Source organism: Kribbella yunnanensis (assembly GCF_039529655.1).
Classification (GTDB): Bacteria; Actinomycetota; Actinomycetes; order Propionibacteriales; family Kribbellaceae; genus Kribbella; species Kribbella yunnanensis.
The window spans coordinates 156,830-177,375 of record NZ_BAAANF010000015.1 but is presented as its reverse complement, the minus strand read 5'-3'; the positions used below and the strand labels follow the sequence as shown (position 1 = coordinate 177,375).

Below are 20,546 nucleotides of genomic sequence, written 5' to 3'. Positions count from 1 at the left end.
GGGAGCGATCATGAGCGACAAGCCGCTGTCCAGGAACGCTCTGTTCAGGTCTCTGCTCAATCAGGAGCGAGGCGAGGTCGGCTCGGCAGACGTGATGTCCGAGCACGCGGCTTACCCCCTGGCTCCGGCGCAAGCGGCCATCTTCCTGGGCGAGCGCTTCCAAGAAGGGCCTTCGAGCTACCACGTGCCGCTCGGTATCCGAGTGGAAGGAGCCCTGGATCCGCGGCGCCTTCGACTGGCACTGGAGGAGGTGATCCGCAGACACAGCATTCTGCGTATCCGGATCGGCCTGGAAGCCGGTCAGCTGGTGCAGCGGCTGGCGCCGGCCGAACCCATCGTCTGGGAGACCCGTGACTGCACGCGCGAGACAGACAGCAGGGCAGCGAAGGAGTGGGTCGCAGCTTTCGCTGCCAGGCCGTTCGATCTGGATCGGCACCCTCCGCTGCGCGCGGCGCTGCTGAAGGAGCGCGAGGATCTGCACGTTGTCGTCCTCGTGATTCACCACGTGGTGTTCGACGGGCGCTCGAGGCAGCTGCTCATCGACGAGTTGGTTGAGCACTACGAACGCGCCGCCGATCTGAAGGCACCGCCCTTGCCGCTTCCGAAGCGCCAGTATCTGCAGTACGCCCTCGAGTGCACCGAACGTGCGAGGGGCCGACTGCCGGAGGCGCAACTTGAGCAGCATTCGGCGGTACTGGCCAGTCCGGACCCGCGACTGCCGACGGACCTGCCCGGTCAGGCACGAACCGACCGCCCGTGCGAAAGCGTCCCGCTGAGCCTGGCTGACGCAGAGCGTCTGAGCGAGTTCGTGCACGGCGAGCGTGTCACCTCGTTCGTTCTCTTTCTGGCGATGTTCAACCTCCTGCTCTACCGATATGCGGGAAGCGCGGTCCGTATCGCTTGCCCCGTGGACTGCCGGGAGCGGCCGGAGGATCTGGACCTGATCGGATGCTTCGTCAACACGATGCTGTTCACGATGGACGTGGCGCTCGATTCGACAGTGTCCGACTACCTGGGCAGGGTACGCCGCGAGGTGATGTTGCTGCTTTCCGCCAGGAACGAGCCGCCACGGACGGCCGGGATGCCAGGGCGTCCGGCATACCGAGCCATGTTTGCTTTCCAGGAGCGGGGGCATGGCAGCCGCCGCGGGAAGGAGCTGTGTGTCGAATCGTTCGTACTGCATGGGGCAACCACGAAATGCGAGTTGACGATGCTGCTGGAGAAAGATGGCCGCAACACGACTGGCGCCATCGAGTACCGCAGCGACCTGTTCAGCAAGCAGGCCGTCGAACGGCTGCGGCGCAAGTATCTGGCGCTGATCCATCACGCCGTGGAGAACCCGCAGACATGCTTGCGCGACCTGCTCGCCCAAGTGGATCGTGGGGAGGAGACTCCTGAGCCGTTGCCGTCAGGATCCGGCACGCGGGGGAGTGCAGGACCTGTGCACGAGCGGATTTCGGAGTGGGCTCTGCGGGCACCGGACCGTATCGCCCTCGAGAACGGCGAAGAGGCTCTGTCGTACGCAGCGCTCGATCGCCTGTCCGATCGCGGGTGCGAGGCGCTACGTGCCCGAGGCGTAGGACTTGAAGACCGCGTGGGGGTGGCTGTCGACCTTGGCATCGCCGCCGTCCCGGCGCTGCTGTCGGTCATGAAAGCGGGCGCCGCCTACGTGCCTCTGGATGTCCACGGCCCCCGTGCCAGGGTGGCGGCCCAGGTGAGATCCTCGGGGATTCGCTGGATTCTTTGCACGGATGCGACGCTCGGCGGCGAACTCGGCGGGGCGACCTTGCTGCCCTTTGGTGCTCTTCCGCTCTCGGAGCCGGAGCATGCGGGGCGCCCTGCCTCACCCGATGCCGAGAACTTGGCTTATGTCATGTTCACCTCAGGCTCTTCAGGGAGGCCCAAGGGGGTGATGATCACCCATGGCGGGCTGCAGAACTACTTGTCGTGGTGCGTCGAGCAGTACCGGATGCGCACGGCGCCGACCTTGTCGCACACCTCGCTGCTCTCGGATATGACCGTGACCACGATCTTGGGGCCTCTGGTCGCGGGACAGCGAGTACACATCGCCGACGCCACTCAGGGCATCGAGGGTCTACGCGCGGCCTTGTTGCAAGAACAGCACTATGCGGTGATCAAGATGACGCCCACCCATCTGCGAATGCTCAAGGACGAAGAGGCAGGGCTGGCCGGCCGCGAATGGTGCGACATCTGCATCCTGGGAGGCGAAGCACTCAATGACTCCGACGTCGCTGAATGGCGGGACGCGAGGATGCGGCTTGTCAACGAATACGGTCCGACCGAGACGGTGGTCGGCAGCCTGACGCACTTCCTTGAGGCGGGCAGTAGCGGAGGCGCGGTTCCCATCGGGGTTCCGATCCGGGGGACGATCGCTCAGTTGCTCGACCCGGCCTTGCGGCCGGGGGTCGCCGGATCGCCTGCGGAGATCTGTCTAGGAGGATCGGGCGTTGCCCGAGGCTACGCGGAAAACCCCGCGCTCACAGCTGCCAGTTTCCTGCCCCAGGACGGGCTTGGTCCATCCGGCGGACGGATGTACCGCACAGGCGATCTCGGACTGCGCCTGGCCGACGGCAACATCCAGTTCCTCGGCCGCAGAGACCAGCAGATCAAGCTGCGCGGGTACCGCGTCGAACCCGCTGACGTCGAAGCTGCCATCTCCGCGCATCCAGAGGTGCGGCAAGCCGCTGTGGTCCTCTCGCGGGACAAGCAAATGCCGAGCCTGGTGGCGCACGTCGAGTTGGAGCGGGGGGCTTCGTGCAGCCTCGGCGAGATCCGCGAACTTCTGGTCGATTCGCTGCCTGCACACATGATTCCGCGCCTGTTGCGCTTCGTGGAGCGGCTGCCGCTGCTGCCCAGCGGCAAGGTGGACCGCAACGGCGTGCTCGTGCGGGAAGCGGAGCTGGCGTCGGTCTGGGAGGCGCCGCCGGCCGGTGCCGACCTGGAATCGCAGGTGCTCGCCGCATGGCGTGAGGTTCTGGGGAACGAGGGCATCGAGCCCACCGACAACTTCTTCGACGTGGGCGGGGATTCTCCGCGTCTGTACGTCGTCTATCGCCGCCTCGTGGACATGACGGGGCACGAATTTCCTGCCGTGAAGCTGTTCGAGTACCCCACGGTGCGAAGCTGCGCAGAATACCTGGGGAAACGGGGGACAGCCGCGCCGGTCGAATCTGAGTCCCCCCAGGATCCTGAGCCGGCGAACGTGGAGCGTGAACGTCTTCTTCGGTTGAACGCAACCTTGAGAAGAGAGGATGCAGCGCCTTGATGTCAACGACGACCACGCGCGAAGACACCGGTCTGGAGATTGCGATCGTGGGTATGGCCGCTCGCCTGCCGGGAGCCCGCGATCTCGAAGAATACTGGGACCTGCTGGCTTCGGGCAGAGAGGGCATCACCCGTCTGTCGGATGCGGAGCTCCGGGCGGCGGGGCTGGACGACGGGCGCCTCCGCGATCCGGCGCTGATCCGTGCGCTGGGGATCCTGACCGACGCGGGGCACTTCGATGCCGAGTTCTTCGGGTATTCGGCCCGCGACGCCGAAATTCTTGATCCGCAGCATCGATTGTTCTTGCAGGAGACCTGGTCAGCGCTGGAGAACGCGGGATATACGCCCGAGAAGTTTGATGGCACCACGGGTCTGTTCGCCGGCTGCGGTCTGAGCACCTATACCTTGAAGATGGTCGCTGGTGGCTTGCTTGAGCGCGAGCGGATCGGCTTCCAGAAGATCATCGGCAACGAGAAGGACCATCTGGCGACCGCGGTCGCCTACAAGTTGGGACTGACCGGCCCTGTGGTAACCGTGCAGACGAGCTGCTCCACCTCGCTGGTGGCGGTCCACATGGCATGCCGAAGCTTGCTCTCGGGCGAATGCGACATGGCGCTCGCAGGCGGCGCGACCGTCGGACTCGAGTCCAGCTCGGCCTTCAGCTACCAGGAAGGCAACATCCTCTCGCAGGACGGCCATTGCCGTCCCTTCGACGCCGAGGGCGCCGGCACCGTCGTCAGCAACGGAGTCGGCGTCGTGGTGCTCCGGCGTCTCGAGGACGCCATCGCGGACGGCGACAACATCCGCGGGGTCATCTGTGCGTCGGCGATCAACAACGATGGTTCGCTGAAGGTCGGGTACCTGGCGCCCTCGGTCTCCGGACAGTACCGAGTCATTCGCAAGGCGCTGCGCCTGGCCGGCGTACATCCGGACACCCTCGACTACGTCGAGGCCCACGGCACGGCCACGCTCAAGGGCGATCCGATCGAGGTCCGAGCCTTGACCAAGGCTTACCGAGAGCAGACCGCCAGACAGCAGTACTGCGCCTTGGGATCAGTGAAGAGCAACATCGGCCATCCGGATACCGCAGCGGGCGTCGCGGGATTGATCAAGACAGTCCTGGCAATCGAGCACGCGATGATCCCGGCCACTGTGCATTTTCAGACGCCCAACCCCGATCTGGAACTGGAGAGCAGCCCGTTCCACATCAACTCGGAGCTCATCGCCTGGCCCGACCGCGGGCGGCCGCGACGGGCGGCGGTCAGCTCGTTCGGACTCGGCGGTACCAATGCGCATTTGATCCTGGAACAGGCACCGGAGCGGCCGCGGCCGCGCGCGGAGAAGGGCGATGAACTGCTGCTCGTGTCGGCGAAGACGCGTCCGGCCTTACGTGCGGCCGCCGCGGGGCTGATGCATCACCTGCAGCATGCGGCCGGCGACTCGTTGGCCGATATCGCCTTCACACTTCGCGCCGGTAGAGCAGACTTCAAACACCGGGCCTTCTTCGCGGGGTCGCGCGCGCAGATCCTGGAGCAGCTTCGCGACTTCGGCCCCGGACTGCCGAGTGATCACGACGGGGCGTTGCCGCACGAACCTGTCTGGAAGGCGGGCGGTACGCTGGCACAGCTGCGTACCTTGACCACCTCCTACGCTGAGGCCAGCAACACCTTCCGCGAGCTGGCCGAGGACCATGCGCCGCTGTTCACCAGCGCCGGGCTTTCGCTCGCGGCGGGAGCAACACCTGCCGGAGTTGCTTCGGCACACCTGAATCACGATCCCGTGATGAGGCTGGCCTTGGGGTTCCTGGTGGGACGGCATCTTCTGCAGCTCGGCATCGATCTTCAGGCGATCATTCCGTCGGCCGCCGACGACGAACTCGTGGCAGCCTGCGTCGCGGGTGCACTCACGATCGAGGACGGTCTACGTATGACGCGCTTCCTGCAGGACGCGGACCCACGCGCTCCGAAGGTAGCGGAGCTGGACAAGCTGATCCGTACCTTGTCCCCGGCATCGCCGCAGATCACCTACTTCTCTGTGGCCGCGGGGGTGTGGCGGCCTGTCGGGGGCACGATCGGACCCGATGACTGGCGCACGGTCCTGCACCGGATGACAGCCTCGACGGCCGGCTCTGCGCACGTGGAGGTTCCAGCCGGCCTGTGTTTGCTCGACACCGGCCCGGGAGTTGCAGACGAGCAGCATGATCGGCAGACCTCAGGAAGCACGCTTGCACTGATGCAGCACGACTCGGCCGACCAGCATCGACGCGCGCTGGACGTGGCCGGCGAACTCTGGCGACGGGGGCACACGCTACGGCGCAGCGTCGATGCGGACCGGGGCTCACGGCGAGTCGCGCTGCCCACTTATCCGTTCCAGGGGCGGCATTATTGGCTGGACGCCGCAGCTGCCACGTCCGAGCCGCAGCCGGACGTGGCCCCGAGCGATCCCGATCGTCCGGCAGCCGTCGATCGCCTCTACGTCCCCGCCTGGCGGCGCTGTGTGGCGGCCGTGCCGGAAACCACCAGTTGGGGCGGTCACCAGATCGTGTTCGCCGCACCTGGCGATCAGTTGGCGCAGGCTTTCATCACTCGCGCGCTTGCCGCGGGCGAGATGATCACCCAAGTTCAGGACCGGCGCTGTGCGGCGACCGACAGCGATGCTTTCGTGCTCGACGGAGCTGAACCTGACGAATACGTCCGCCTGCTACGCCAGGTCGCAGCGACCGGCAGTGGTGATACCCGATGTTTGATCTTCGACAGCTATCTGCGGTCTTTGCCGGCCGCGTTCGACGGTTCCGGACCGGGTCCCTGGTTCTGCGTGCCGATGTTTCTCGCACAGGCGCTCGGAACGCAACTGCTGGCAGCCGGACCCACCTCTGCTGCGTGGCCGCAGGTCCGCCTGGTCCTGGTGACCAAGGGAATGTGGACGCTGGACGGGGAAGAGGCGACCGACGCGGAGCCGTCGCTGGCGCGCGGACTGGCGACCGTGATCGCGCAGGAGTATCCCAACTTCAGCTTCCGAAGTGTCGATCTCCCGATCGCCGGCGTCGAGGCCTATTCGGCGGGACCCCTCGGTGAGCTCCTGTTCAAGGAGCTGACCCACGACGAGGGCGAGCCGCAGGTGGCGTTGCGGGGCCGGCATCGCTGGGAGCCGTCCTACGTGTGCCTGCGCTCCGCCCCGGAAGAGACAGGCCGACTGCGACGCGGCGGCGTCTATCTGATCACCGGCGGCCTAGGCGGGATCGGCCTCGAGATCGCCGAGTACCTTGCCCGGGAATTCCAGGCCAAGCTGGTGCTGGTCGGGCGCTCCGCGCCTGCCGACGACACCACCTGGTCCGAGGCGCTGAGCGACGACACTGCACCGACGGCGCTCCGAGCGACGCTTCGGAGGTTGCTGCTGATCCGCGAACTCGGAGGCGAGATCCGCGTGTTCGGCGCGGATGTCACCGACCGCGCTGCGATGGAAGAGGTACGGCGGAGCACTCTGAATGCCTTCGGACCGATCGACGGGATCGTGCATGCCGCCGGATGCATGCCGGAGAGCATCGTCCAGCGGATGACGAGGGACTCCGCCTGGCAAGCGATGCGGGCGAAGGTCGAGGGGACGCGGATCCTGGACGAGGTGTTCGCTGCCGATCCGCCGGAGTTCTTCTGCCTCTTCTCGTCGCTGCGCGCCATTACAGGCGGCGCCGGTAACGGCGATTATGCTGCCGCGAACGCCTATCTCGATGCGTTCGCGGAACAGGCCTGGGTGGCCGGCAAGACCTACGTCACCTCGATCAACTGGGACGGCTGGTCCGGCGTGGGCATGACCAATCGAATCAAGTCCCGAGCGGCTGCCCGGCCTGTGGCCGAACCGTTGCAGCTGAGTGTCGAAGAGGGATTGGCGGCCTTCACCGCCGCCGTGTCCTTGTCCGCTCCACGGCTGGCGGTGTCCGCGACGCAGGTCCAGGACCTGGCGGCTGCACCCGCGGTCGAGGCGGCGGTGCTGACCACGGAGTTGTGGGCTCCCCACGGGGAACAAGACCGCGCGGATAGGCGGCCGGAAGGTCTGGAGAGCCAGTATCTCGCACCCCGGAACGAGCAAGAGGAGCAGATGGTGGCTTTGTGGGAGCGGCTGTTCGGCTTCGGACCGATCGGGGTGCTGGACAGCTTCGCCGCGCTCGGCGGCGATTCGGTCAGCAGCCTCCAGGTGGAGGCCGAGGCGGCCGAGGCCGGCATCCGGGTAGAGCCGTTCTGGGTGCTGGAATGCGATACGATCGCCGCCTTGTGCGAGCAACTCGCCGAGGAGAAACCGGCAGCTGGGATCGCAGACCAGGCGGCGGTGGTGGGGAGCGTGCCGCTCACGCCCATCCAGCATTGGCACTTCGATCGCGAACCCGCCAGGCCCGGATACTTCAATCAGGCCTTTCTGCTCAAACCACGCCGCAGATTGGACGCAGCGCACCTGACACGTGTCTTCGAGGCACTGCTCAGGCACCACGATGCACTGCGCAGCCGCTTCGTCCGCGGCAGGAGCGGCTGGGCGCAGTCCCAGCTGGAGGAGGTCCCGAGTGCGGTCTTCAGGGTCGAGGATCTGGGCGACTGCGCGCCCGAGGCCAGGGCCGCTCGCATCGCCGAATCCTGCGCGACTCACCAGGCGGGGCTGGATCTGGGCACGGGCGAGCTCGTCAGGGCTGTCTTCTTCGATTGCGGTGATTTCGCTGACGATCGGCTGCTGATCTGCGCCCATCATCTGGTGGTGGACCTGATCTCCTGGCGCATCCTGATGGAGGATCTGCAGACCGGGTACGCTCAGGCCGAGCGCGGCGAGCCTCTCGAGCTTCCCGCCAAGTCCATGGCCTTCAAGCACTGGGCCGAGAGTCTGCAGACCTATGCGGGCGGCGTCCAGCCGACGGCCGGGATCGATCACTGGACGAGGACCCTTGCCACCGACCACCGGCAACTACCGTACGACCGTCCCGGCCCGAACACGGTGGAATCCGTCGCGGTCGCGAGCAGGGAGGTGCCCCTGGACAGTGTTGCGCTGGGACGGAGCGGACTCTCCGCTCAAAGCCTGCTGCTGGCCGCACTGGGATCCGCGATCGAGGACTGGAGCGGGCGCGGCAGTGTTCTGATCGACCTCGAAGGCCACGGCAGGGCCTGTACGGGGATCGACGCCGATCTGTCGCGGACGGTGGGCTGGTTCACAGCGCTGTATCCGTTCGCGATTCCCGCGGGCGGCGATGCCGGCGGCGAGGAGATCGTCACCGCCGTCCAGGCCGAGCTGGACGCAGTGCCCAATCGCGGCCTTGACTACGGTGTTCTCACCTATCTGCGCGACGGCGTGCTCGACCGCCGGGCGCAGGCAGAGGTGCTGGTCCTGTACCGAGGTCAGGTGCGGCAGGCCGACGAAGGCCTGCAATTGTTCGAGATCAGCGACGAGTCGCCCGGATGGACGCAGGATCCGCAGGCCGAGCGTTCACACGTTCTGGAGATCCTGGCCACCGGTCTGGAGTCGACGCTGCGGGTCAGCGTCGCCTATTCACGGCAGTTGCACGACCGGGCCACGATAGAAGGCCTGCTGGAACACTTCGTCCGTGCCCACCAAAGATATGCCGGTTCCGCCACCCGGTCGACATCCAGGAAGAAAGAGACTTCATGACCACCAAGAAGCCCATTTCGAAGACCGGCCTGCTGGCGCTGATCAAGGAGCTGGACTGGCGCTCGATCGAGCCCGCCCTGCAGGAGAATCCGGACCTCCTGGGATTTCGGGGCAAGAAGGGCGAGAGTTTGTTGCATGTCTGCTGCGGCGTCGACATCGGCAAGAAAGGTCTGCGGGCCGCCGACAGTGTCAAGACCGCGGATGTGCTGATCGATGCCTCGCTCGATGTCAACGAAGCGGCCTTCACCGAGGGGGACTGGGAGGCGACGCCGCTGTACTACGCCATCAGCCGCGGCCAGAACCCGACGCTGGCCGAACACCTGCTCAAGCGTGGCGCCTCCCCCGAGCACTGTCTGTGGGCCGCGGCCTACAAAGATCATGCCGCGGTTGTTCGGCTCCTGCTGCAGGCCGGTGCCACGGTGGACGCGCTCGCCCATGGGGAGACGCCGTTCCTGTTCGCCGTGAAATGGAGCCGGTTCGCGGCGGCGGCCGTGCTGATCGAGGCAGGTACGAATATTAATTTCCAGGACAAAACCGGCAGAACGGCCCTGCATTACATGCTGAAGAAGCGCAGCGATGCGAAATATGTGGAACTGCTGCTCCGCAATTCTGCGCGCCTGGACCTGGCGGACCAGGATGGGGTGACCGCGGGCCGCATGTTGTCGCGGCTGCGTGATTCCGCGTACCAGAAGCTCGCGCAGCAGTACGGGTAAATACGACGCAATTCTGGTGCCGTACGGAAATAGGTGGCCGTGTGGATGAGTACGCCAGCGCATCAAGGAATTGTTCTGCTACGATCATTGTCGAAGCGCAATCAAAGCATCCTCCAGTAAACCGGGTCCGCGCCGATATTCATTGGTGCGCCGCAGGCGGGAGTGTTCGAGATGGTCGAAGAAGAAGATCCTTTTGACGCGTACAAAGTAGTCGTCAATCATGAGGAGCAGTATTCGATCTGGCCGGTGGAAAGGGACAATCCGCCGGGCTGGAACGCTGTGGGTGAGCAGGGCTCGAAGCAGGAGTGTCTGGACTACATCGAAACGGTCTGGACGGACATGCGCCCGCTCAGCCTGCGGAAGAAGATGGCGGAGTGGGCGGCGAATCCACCACCCACGCGGCCGTACTCGGATCCGCGCCCGGAGGGACGCTCACTGGTCGAGCGGCTGTCCGAGGGCCGGCATCCGGTGGAGGTCAGCCTGCGGCCGGAGAACTCGGCGGCGGCGGTCAAACGCTGCATCGATCGCGGCTATATCCACGTGCGCTTTCCGGAGACCAAAGGTGGCACGGAACTGGGCCTACGCCTGAACCCTGAGCTTTCCGATTGGCGCGCCGGGAACTTCGAGGCTGCTCAGGGCAGCGTCCGGCTGGTCGGGGACCTGACCCTCGACCTGGTGAAGGTCAGGTGCGTGGCGGAGATCGATCTGGTCACCCTGCAAGGCCAAGGGCACCTGCAACCGATCAACGAGCCGGATCCTGACTAGGGATCGGAGATGATGAGTTCGCGCCGGCCGCCCGCCGTGACACTGGTCGATGTCCTGGAGAAGTGGGCCGAGATCAGGCCCGCCGCCACTGCCTACAGCGTGCCCCGTGCGGGCGGCGACACCTTGACCTCGATCAGTTATTCCGGCCTCGGGCAGCGGGTGCGCGAAATCGCTGCCGGAATCGGCGAACGGGTTGCCGCCGGCGAGCGGGTGCTGATCATGATGCCCAACGGCATCGATTTCATGCTGGCGTACTTGGCCTGTCTGGCTGCTGGAGTAGTCGCCGTCCCGGTGCCTCAGCCGCAGCGGAACAACGCACGTCTTCAGGGGATCATCGCTGATTGTGGGGCGATCGCGGCCATCGTCGAGAACGCGGACCGTGCCCGCGAGCACGCACAGGACCTGGCCGCCGGACCAGCCGTTCCGCAGTGGCTGAGTCTCGACGAGATCGCCGCGCCCGAAGTGATCGGCAGCCTGCGCCGGCCATCGGCCCGATCGCTGGCCATGCTGCAGTACACGTCAGGATCGACGGCCTCCCCCAAGGGCGTCCGGCTCACCCACGCGAATCTTCTGCACAACCAGGGCATGATCGACGCCGTCTTCGGTCTGGGCGACGGCGATGTTGTGCTCGGCTGGCTGCCCCTTTTTCATGACATGGGGCTCATGGGGATCGCCCTGCATCCGATCTACAAGGGAATTCAGGGCATTCTGCTCCGGCCGGAAAGTTTCGTCCGCCGGCCGCTGAGCTGGCTGGACTCGATCAGCCGGTACGGTGCGACGGTCTCCGGCGCGCCGGATTTCGCGTACCGGTTGTGCGCACGCCTGGCGGGCGAGATCGACCTGAGCCAACTGGATCTGAGCCACTGGCGGGTCGCTTTCAGCGGCTCTGAACGGGTCAGGTCGCAGACCCTGACGCGGTTTGCGGCGGCCTTCGCGGACTCCGGGTTTCGCCCCAACGCATTCCTGCCCTGCTACGGCATGGCCGAAGCGACACTGATGATCAGCGGATGTCCACCGCAGACGACTCCGGTGGTGCGTCAGGTCGAAGCGCAGGCGTTGCACTCGCGGCAGTGCGCGCTCGCTCCCCGGCCGGGGGACCAGGTGATCGACTTGGTGGGTGTCGGGTCCCCGATGCCGGGTCAGACCCTGGCCGTCGTCGACCCTGCGGATCACAGGCGCTTGCCGGACCGTGAGGTCGGCGAGATCTGGGTGGCAGGAGCCAGCGTCAGCGAGGGCTATTGGGGCTCGGCGGAGAGCAGCCGAGTCAGGCCGTCCTGGGATGCGGGGCTCGACTATCTGCGCACGGGCGATCTGGGATTTCTGGATGACGGTGAACTGTTCGTCACCGGGCGGCTGAAGGATCTGATCATCCTCGGCGGACGTAATCTTCACGCCGAAGACATCGAAATCGTGGCTGAGCGCTGTCTGGCAGATGAGACCGTCGCCGGTGGCGTCATCGCGTATGCGGTCGAGTCGGACGACCAGGAGCGGCTGGTCGTCGCCTTCGAGGTCAACTCCCGCAGGTCGCCGGATGTCGAGACGCTCGCCGGGACGGTCCGCAGGGAGCTGGCGCGCGCCTTCGAGGTCGAACTTCATGCCCTGACTGCGGTACGGCGTGGTGGCCTGCCGCGCACATCGAGCCACAAGCCGCGTCGTGGACACGCCTCCAGGCTCTGGTCGCTGGGGCAGCTTCCGGTGCTCGCACAGGCATTTCCTGGCAGCGAACTGGAGATTTCCGCAATTCTGCCTGGCCGCGCGGCGCTCGCGCAGGCGACGGAACAAGGCGCCGGAGGTCTGCTGGCCGAAGCCTTGGCCGGCTGGATCAGGCGCTTGGGGGGCCTTGAAGGCATTCCGGACCCGCAGGTTCGTTCCAGTTCGCTGCCGGAGCTGGGCCTGGCATCACGGCAAATCATCGACCTGCTGCACGGCATCCATTCTCAGTACGGCATCGAACTCGCGCTGGGCGATTCGTTGGAAGCAGCCAGTCTGGAGACGTTCGCGGAACTGATCGTCTCGCGGCTGCGAATGGCGCTGTCCACAGTGCATGGCGAAGCGAGAGGCGTCGACGGCGACACGCGCAGGTCGTGGGCACCGCTGACCCTGGGGCAGGAAGGCATCTGGTTCGCGCAGCAGCTCGGCAGCCCGGGGGAGGCCCATCGGCTCGCCCGGGCCGCAGAAATTCGGCCGGCCGTCGACATCGGCGCGATGGACCGCGCGCTGGCGGAACTCGTCGATCGCCATGCCGTGCTGCAACTGGCCATCGAACCACCGGCCGAGGACCGGATGGCCACGCAGCGAATCGTTGCCGGCAGCACCGTGCGGACGCGGTTGATCGTCTGCTCATCGCCGGCTGAGCGGGCGCAGACGTTGCGCGCGGAGGCGGACGCTCCCTTCGATCTGACGGCGCCACCGCTCCTGCGGGTCAGCGTGCTGCGGACACCCACTTGCCGAGACGTGCTGGTGCTGACCGCGCACCACATCATCTGCGATTTGTGGTCGCTGAGCGTGCTGATGCAGGACCTGATGAGCGGCTATCGACGGGCGCTGGCCGGGACGTCGGCAAACCTGCCGGTGCCGGATGCGGACGAGTCCTACCTCGCTCATGCCTGGACGGAGCGGGAGCGAGCAGGGGACGAGGAGTGGCGCCGCCGCGCCGACCACTGGCAGCAGCGGCTGGGCGCCGTCGAGAACGCCGGCACCGAGGACTCGGGGCCGATGCCGTCTGGATCGGACAGCTCGACGGTTGCGCACCAGCGGGTCGGCCGGATCGGGCCAGAGGCGACGCGCAGGCTCAGGCGACTGGCCGGCCGCCACGGGATGAGCCTGCAGATGGTGTTGTTCGCGGCCTTTCAGTGGGCAGCCTGGGTGGTGGAGGGACGCGACGGCTTCCTCGCCTGCTCGGTGACCGGAGGGCGCGATCGCGCCGAGCGTCGCCGGACGGTCGGCTACTTCGCCAACCTGCTGCCGTTCCGCGTCAGTGTCAGCCGGCGCGACAGCATCGCTCAGTGGCTCGAACGGATACGGCGGGAGATGCTCGACGCCTATGCCAACGAACTGCCCTACGAGGAGATCGTCCGCGCCGATACGCAGCGCCAAGGGCGAGGCTGGGCTGCCGGATACGTGTTCGCCCTGCAGGACGAGGGCGCGGCGGGCGACCCCGGCTTCGTGCCGTTCGCGCTGGGACAGGCGGGCGGATGCTGGGAGACGGGTGGGATCGAGCTGTGGTCGCTCGAATTCGAGGAGTCGCAATCGCAGTTTCCGCTGGTGCTTTACGCCGGACTGGACGGCGAAGGAATCTCGCTCCGCTACAAGGCGGCAGCGCCGCTGATGAGCTCGGCGCGGCTGGCCACATCGGCGCAGCTGGTCGAGCGCATTGTGGCCTGGCTGGTCGAAGAGGAGGCCGACGAGCGCCGGTTGAGCGAAGTGGACTGGCTCGACGCTGCGCAGAGGCGCCAACTGCACAAGCTGGTCTCCGAGGTGGCCGGGCAGCGGGACACCCACTTGCTGGAAGGCTTCGAAGCCCAGCACCGCCGCACCCCTGATCGGATCGCCTTGGAGTTCGAAGGTCAACAGATCAGCTATGCCTGCTTGTACGCCCGCGTCCTGCGCATGGCCGCGGCCCTGCAGGCGCGGGGCGTGGGACGGGACACTGTCGTCGGTGTTTGCCTCACCAGGTCGATCGACCTGGTGGTCGTCCTCTACGGGGTGCTCAAGGCGGGCGGAGCCTATCTTCCGCTCGATCCCGAGCATCCGGCCGGCTATCTGCGAACGCTGGTCTCGGAGGCCGGGGTGCGCCGCTTGGTCAGTGACGCTGCGGGGCAGGAGAAGCTTTCCGAGGCGTTGCCCGACGGGGAGATCATCGACGTGGCGTCGGCGATCCGCACCCAACAGCCGCCGGCATCGGAGTTCCCTGCGCCGGATCCGGGACAGCTCGCCTACGTGATCTTCACATCAGGGTCGACCGGCACCCCCAAAGCGGCCATGAACACGCATGCCGGCATCGTCAATCGGCTGGCCTGGATGCAGGACCGCTATCAATTGAACGCCGCCGACACGCTATTGCAGAAGACGCCGGTCGGTTTCGACGTCTCGGTGTGGGAGCTGTTCTGGCCACTGATGGCCGGCGCGCGGCTTGTCATCGCCCGGCCAGGAGGACACAAGGACCCCGGCTATCTGGCCGAACTCTTGACCGACGCCATGGTGACGGTGGTGCACTTCGTACCGTCGATGCTCCGCATGTTCCTGCTTGCCGACGGTGGTGTGGGATGCCAGGCGCTGCGCACTGTGATCTGCAGTGGCGAGGCGTTGCCGACCGAGCTGGCGCGCGAAGCGGCCGAGCGGTTCCCGAGCACGGTGGACAACCTGTACGGCCCGACGGAGGCGGCCGTCGACGTCACCTGGTACAGCTGCGTCAGCGACTGGCCGGGCGTCGTCCAGCCGATCGGGCAGGGTATCGACAACATCCGTCTCCATGTCCTCGATCCGGCGCTGCGGGCCTTGCCCGGGCAGGTCGCGGGAGACCTGTTCATCAGCGGCGTCGGCGTTGGCCGGGGCTATCTGCACCGGCCGAGGTTGACGGCGGAGCGGTTTCGGCCCGATCCACTGGGTGCTGACGGTGCGCGGTGCTACGACACCGGCGACCGCGCCAGGTTCCTGCGCGCGGACCTGATCGAGTATCTGGGACGCCGGGACGGCCAGGTCAAGCTGCGCGGCCTACGGGTCGAACTCGCCGAGATCGAAGCCGTGCTGGAGCGCCACCCATCGATCGCGGCGGCCGCCGCCGCGGTGAGCAACTACGTCGTTGACGCGGCGCCGCTGCACTACCTGGATCGGGGCCCTGCCGATCCGTCATGGCAGCCGCCCTCCGATCATCGTGTCTTCCTGCAGGGAGAACTGGTGAGGGCCGGCCGAGCCGAGCCGGCCGCACGCCTGGTCGCCTATTGCGTCGTGAAGGACGGCGCCGAGCTCGACGTGGAATCGGTCCAGGCCTGGGTACGGGACAGGTTGCCCGAGCAGAGTGTCCCGGCGGCGGTGGTCTTCCTCGAGTCGCTGCCGGTCACTGCGAACGGGAAACTGGACCGGACCGGGCTTCCCGCTCCCGACACGCTCAGACCTTCGCTCGCTGCTGCCTATCGAGCCCCTGGGAGCGCCGGTGAACTGAGCCTTGCGGGAGTCTGGGAACGTGTTCTGGGGGTTCGCGGCATCGGCGTGAGCGACAACTTCTTCGCCCTGGGCGGCGACTCCATTCGCGCCCTGGGCGTGATCGCCGCCGCGGCCCGGGCCGGCATTGTCTTCGATCTCGCAACACTGTTCGCCCACCCCACCATCGCTGAACTGGCCAGAGCGACGGCCACCACGACCACCGGGCCTTCGCCGCAGCCGGGCATCGCGCCGTTCGCGCTCGTCAGCGATGCGGATCGCGGCCGGCTGCCCGACGGAATCGTGGATGCCTATCCCTTGGCGGCCGTGCAGGCAGGGCTCATCTTTCACGAAGAGGCGGCCCCCGGCACCCCTGTGTACAAGGATGTTTTCGTCTACCGGATCCAGGCTCCGTTCGACGAAGACCTGTTCCGCGAGGCTGTCGGAGCTTCGGTACAGCGCCATGAGATCCTGCGCACCTCGATCGACCTGGAGGGCTTCAGCGTCCCGCTGCAGCTCGTCCATGCCGACGCCGTGGCAGCGATCGAGGTCCGGCGAGCCGACGAGGCTCTGGACGAGGCCGATCTGCGGGCCTTCGTGGAGCGACAGCGAGCGCGAGTCTTCGACTGGAACAGGCCACCGTTCCTGAGGTTCTCGATCATCGTGCGCCCGGAGGCCGGATTCGATCTGTTCGTCGTGTTCCACGATCTGCTGCTGGACGGCTGGAGTGCGTCGCAGCTGGTGACCGAACTACTTCTGGCCTACGACGGGTTGCTGGCCAACGGCGAGCTCGGCATCCTGCCCGAGCTACGCATACGCTTCGCCGACTACGTCGCGGCCGAACGAGAGGCTGCGCGCTCGTCGCAGGCGCACGAGTTCTTCGACCGCTTCCTGGCCGAGCCGCCTGGACACCGTTTCCCGATCCGGCCGTCAGAGCGATCGATACTGCCCCGGTTCGCAGTGCTCGAGGTTCCCGTTGCGCTCGACGTGAGCCAGAGACTCAACCGGGCGGCCGTCGACTGCGGTGTCGGTGTCAAGCATGTGCTGCTGGCGGCGCACATGGCTGTCCTGGCTCAGGTTTTCGGCGAGCGTGACGTGGTCACCGGCCTGGAATCCAACGGCCGTCTGGAATCCGAGGGCGGAGACAAAGTGCTCGGTATGCACCTGAACACCGTGCCGTTCCGGATCGGACGCGTCACCGGCCGGTGGCGGGATCTCGTCACCGAGACCTATCGCACCGAGCAGGCCCTGCTGCCGGTACGGCGTTATCCGTACGCCAATCTGCAACGGACGCGAGGGACCGGCGATCTGGTCGACACCGTCTTCAACTATGTGCATTTCCACGGCTTTCTCGAGTTGACGCGGCTGCGTCGCCTGCAGGTGCTGGAGGCGAGGGGGTACGGCGCATCCCACTTCAAGTACCGGTCGGAGTTCAGCACCGACCCGTTCTCAGGCCGCATCCGCCTCTGTCTGGAATACGATGCCGAAGCGCTCCCCAGTGGGTTGGCCCGGGAGATCGGCAACTATTTCGCGGCGGTGCTGACCGCCATGGCCGAGGACCTGGACGCCCCCTGTGAGCAGCCGCCGATGGTGCGGAAGCGCCGGAGGTTGCCGCGCCCGGAGCAGGCCGGCGCCGCGGGGGTCTGGCTGGATCGCTGGCAAGAGCGGCTGAACGGCAATTCGGACGACATCGCAGTCGTGCACGGAGCACGACGGGTATCGGCCGCCGCGCTGTGGCTGCGGGCTCTGGCCTGGGCCGGCGCGCTGGCGCGCCGAGGGGTCACTGGTGAGGGCCGTGTCGGCATCCTGCTGCACGATCCGATCGACCATTCGACGGCGGTTCTCGCCGTCCAGCTGGCCGGTGGCGCCTACGTTCCCCTGCATCCGCGCTCTCCGCTGGCGCGCAACGCGACCGTGCTCGCAAGCTCCCGAACGACCCACGCGATCGTTGACGACGTCGAGGCAGTCGACGGCGGTGCCGGAATCCGGCTCCTGCAACCCCGTGACCTGGACGGCGATCCCGGCGGGCCGTCGCTGCCGGCGATCGACCCCGACCAGCTGAGCTACGTGATCTACACGTCAGGATCGTCCGGGACGCCCAAGGGCGTCATGGTCAGCCACGGCAATCTCTGGTCGTCGCTGAAGAGCAGAAGCGAGTACTACGGACTGGTGGGCGCCAAGTCGTTCCTGATGATTCCGTCGTTCGCCTTCGACAGCTCCGTCGGCGTTTTCTACTGGGCCCTGGCGGACGGCCACCGGCTGGTGTTTCCGGCGGCGGACGTCTCCGATCTGCACAGTGTGCTGGCGACGCTGCGCGAAGAGCGGATCACCCACATGCTCTGCACGCCGTCGTACTACGCCGCGCTGCTCGAGGAGGCCGGTGCCTCCGAATCCGCCGGCGCCGATCTGCGGAGTCTGGAGGCGGTCATCGTCGCCGGCGAGCCACTGCCTCGGCCGCTGATCGAACGGCACTTCTCGCAACAGCCTGCCACGGCCCTGTTCAACGAGTACGGTCCCACGGAGGGCACGGTCTGGACCAGCGTCCACCGCTGTCACGGCGGTGCCGAGGACAGCACAGTCGGTTCACCGCACAGCGCCGCCCGGGTTCGCATCCTCGACCGGCGAAGGCTGCCTGCCATGCCAGGACAGTCCGGCGAGCTGCTCATCGGAGGGACCGGCATCGCGCGCGGCTATCTCGGTTCGCCGGTTGCGACGGCCGCAGCTTTTGTCCCCGATGCCGACCCCCGAGCAGCGGGCGGAAGCCGAGCCTATGCCAGTGGAGACCGGGCCCGGATGGACACCGACGGCGTGATCACGCTGCTGGGGCGCGAGGACCGCCAGATCAAGGTCAACGGCTATCGAGTCGAACCGGAAGAGATCGAACACGCGATCCTGACACTCCCCGGAATGCTGCAGTGTGCCCTGGTCGCCATGCCCCGCTCCCAGGGCGGCGGGACGCTCCTCACCGCGTTTGTCGTGCCGGCCGGCAGATCCACTCCCGACCTGCGGCGGCTCGCGGAGATCCTTCCTGCCTACATGATGCCGAACCGGGTCCTCTCGCTCGGCGCGCTGCCGCTGAACGCCAACAACAAGGTGGACTACGGCCTCCTGCGTCGGCACGGCGAACAACTGTCCGGGGAATGGCAGGCACAGCGCATTGTGGACGAGGTGGAGCGGATGAGCGAAGAAGATGTCCTGGCCGCCCTGGATCGAGCGGCCCGTGAGCTGTCCGAAGGGAGACCGCATCATGACTCGGCTGGATGACCGGCTGAACGCACTTTCTCCGGAAAGGCGCAAGCTGGTGGAGCAGTTGCTCGGCCGCAAGGAAGCCACCTCCGCCGCCACCGGATTCCAGGCTCCGGAGACCCCCGAGGAGGAGTCGCTGGCCGGCATCTGGTGCGAGGTGCTGGGGCTGAAGTCGATCGGCGTGGAGGACGATTTCGTGGCGATCGGCGGTGATTCGATCCGGGCCATTCAGATCAGCGCACGGGCGCGCAGGGCCGGGCTCGTGTTCGGGGCCGACCAGTGCTTCCGGCACAAGACGATTCGGCAACTTGCCAGAGCGCTGGAGGTCGGCGGCGAGTCCTGGGTGCCGAGTGCCCGGGACCCGTCGCAGCAGACACCCGGTGCACTCTCGTACGGCGAGCAACGACTGTGGATCGAGCACGAGCTGCACCAGAACACGCCGGCAGGCAACACGTTCACGGCCCTGCGTCTGGACGGTCGTGTTCACGTGGATGCGCTCGAGCAGACGGTGCAGGCACTTGCGCTCCGGCACGAGGCCTTGCGCACGCGCTATCGCACCCGGGCCGGCCAGGTTCAGCGCGAGATCGTCGCGGATCTGCTTCCTGAGCTGATCGTGCTCGAAGGCGATGCCGTGGCCGGGGAGACGGAGGAGGCACGGTTGCGGCAGATCGCGGCCGAGCAGACCAGCCGGCCCTTCGACCTGACCACGGCGCCGCTGTTCCGCTGCGTCCTGGTGACCTTCGACGGCGAACCCCGCTATCTCATTCTCATCGCCCATCACATCATCTGTGACGCCTGGTCGATGAACCTGCTGCTTGCGGAGCTGGCGCGTGTCTACGAGGCACGTGTGAACGGCTTGCCTTCCCCGTTGGAACCCCTGCAGACCGGCTACGCCGAATTCGCGCAATGGCAGCGCGAATCCGTCTCCTCAGGCCGGCTGGAGGAGCAGTTGGCGTACTGGTGCGAGGAGCTGCAGGACGCGCCGCGCTCGCACACCTTGCCGCTGCAGCACCCACGGCCGGCCGCGCGCAGCTATCGAGGACAGGTGTCGTACTTTCGTTTGGAGCCAGATACCGTCGCGGCGGCAGATCGCTATGCCAAGACGCAGGGTGTCACCCGCTTCGTCGCCTGCCTGAGCGCCTACGTCCTGGTGGTTCATGCCCTGGGAGGAGGCGACGACATCGTGGTCGGCACGCCGTTGCTGGGCCGCCCGTTCGATGAGAGCCAGCGACTGGTCGGGTTCTTCCTCAATACCGCGGGCCTGCGGGCAAGGGTCGACAAGCATCAGCCGGTGGCAGAACTGACGCAGCGGGTCGGCTCCGCTGCGGCGGAGGCTCTGCGGCACCAGGACGTCCCCTACGACCTGGTCCTGGAGAAGCTGCGGGTGGAGCGCAGTGCCGCGCATTCACCACTGTTCCAGCTGTGGTTCGTTGTGCAGACCGGAAAGTCGCAGGCAGTGCGTCTCGCCGACCTGACGCTCACACCTGTCGAACTCCAGCGCACTACCTCCGTCTTCGATCTGGCGCTGTCGTTACAAGAGGACGAGGCCGGGATCAGCGGCTGGATCGAGTACAACACGGACATCTTCGATCCGGGATTCATCGAGCGCCTCAAGCAGGGCTACGCCTGGATCCTCGACGCGATGGATGCCGCCGCCGACGAGCCCGTCGCCACGCTGCTGGCCGGGCTGAGTGCTGAGGAGGCGGCGGCCGGCAAGCGTGCCCGGGACGAATTACGGCGGCGGATCAGACACTAGGA

General features: G+C 66.7%; 6 protein-coding genes. All 6 read left to right on the top strand.

Going from position 1 to position 20,546, the window contains the following annotated elements; translation table 11 throughout:
• Positions 1–10: 10 nt before the first annotated feature.
• The 6 genes from ABD231_RS20515 to ABD231_RS20490 all read left to right on the top strand — a co-directional run bounded on the left by ABD231_RS20515 (position 11) and on the right by ABD231_RS20490 (position 20,544).
• Entirely contained in the window at positions 11–3,286 is a 3,276-nt protein-coding gene (locus tag ABD231_RS20515; RefSeq protein WP_344154148.1) for a non-ribosomal peptide synthetase, read from the top strand.
• On the top strand, positions 3,286–8,925 hold the full coding sequence (locus tag ABD231_RS20510) for an SDR family NAD(P)-dependent oxidoreductase (protein ID WP_344154145.1): 5,640 nt from the start codon (positions 3,286–3,288) through the stop codon (positions 8,923–8,925). Before ABD231_RS20515 ends, ABD231_RS20510 begins: the two co-directional genes overlap by 1 nt.
• Entirely contained in the window at positions 8,922–9,638 is a 717-nt protein-coding gene (locus ABD231_RS20505; RefSeq protein WP_344154142.1) for an ankyrin repeat domain-containing protein, read from the top strand. The genes ABD231_RS20510 and ABD231_RS20505 overlap by 4 nt, the downstream gene beginning before the upstream one ends.
• 171 nt (positions 9,639–9,809) lie before the next feature.
• Entirely contained in the window at positions 9,810–10,403 is a 594-nt protein-coding gene (locus ABD231_RS42185) for an MbtH family protein (RefSeq protein ID WP_425554193.1), read from the top strand.
• A 9-nt stretch (positions 10,404–10,412) separates the two neighbouring features.
• Entirely contained in the window at positions 10,413–18,806 is an 8,394-nt protein-coding gene (locus ABD231_RS20495; protein WP_344154138.1) for an amino acid adenylation domain-containing protein, read from the top strand.
• Entirely contained in the window at positions 18,790–20,544 is a 1,755-nt protein-coding gene (locus tag ABD231_RS20490; protein WP_344154135.1) for a condensation domain-containing protein, read from the top strand. The genes ABD231_RS20495 and ABD231_RS20490 overlap by 17 nt, the downstream gene beginning before the upstream one ends.
• Positions 20,545–20,546: the final 2 nt, after the last annotated feature.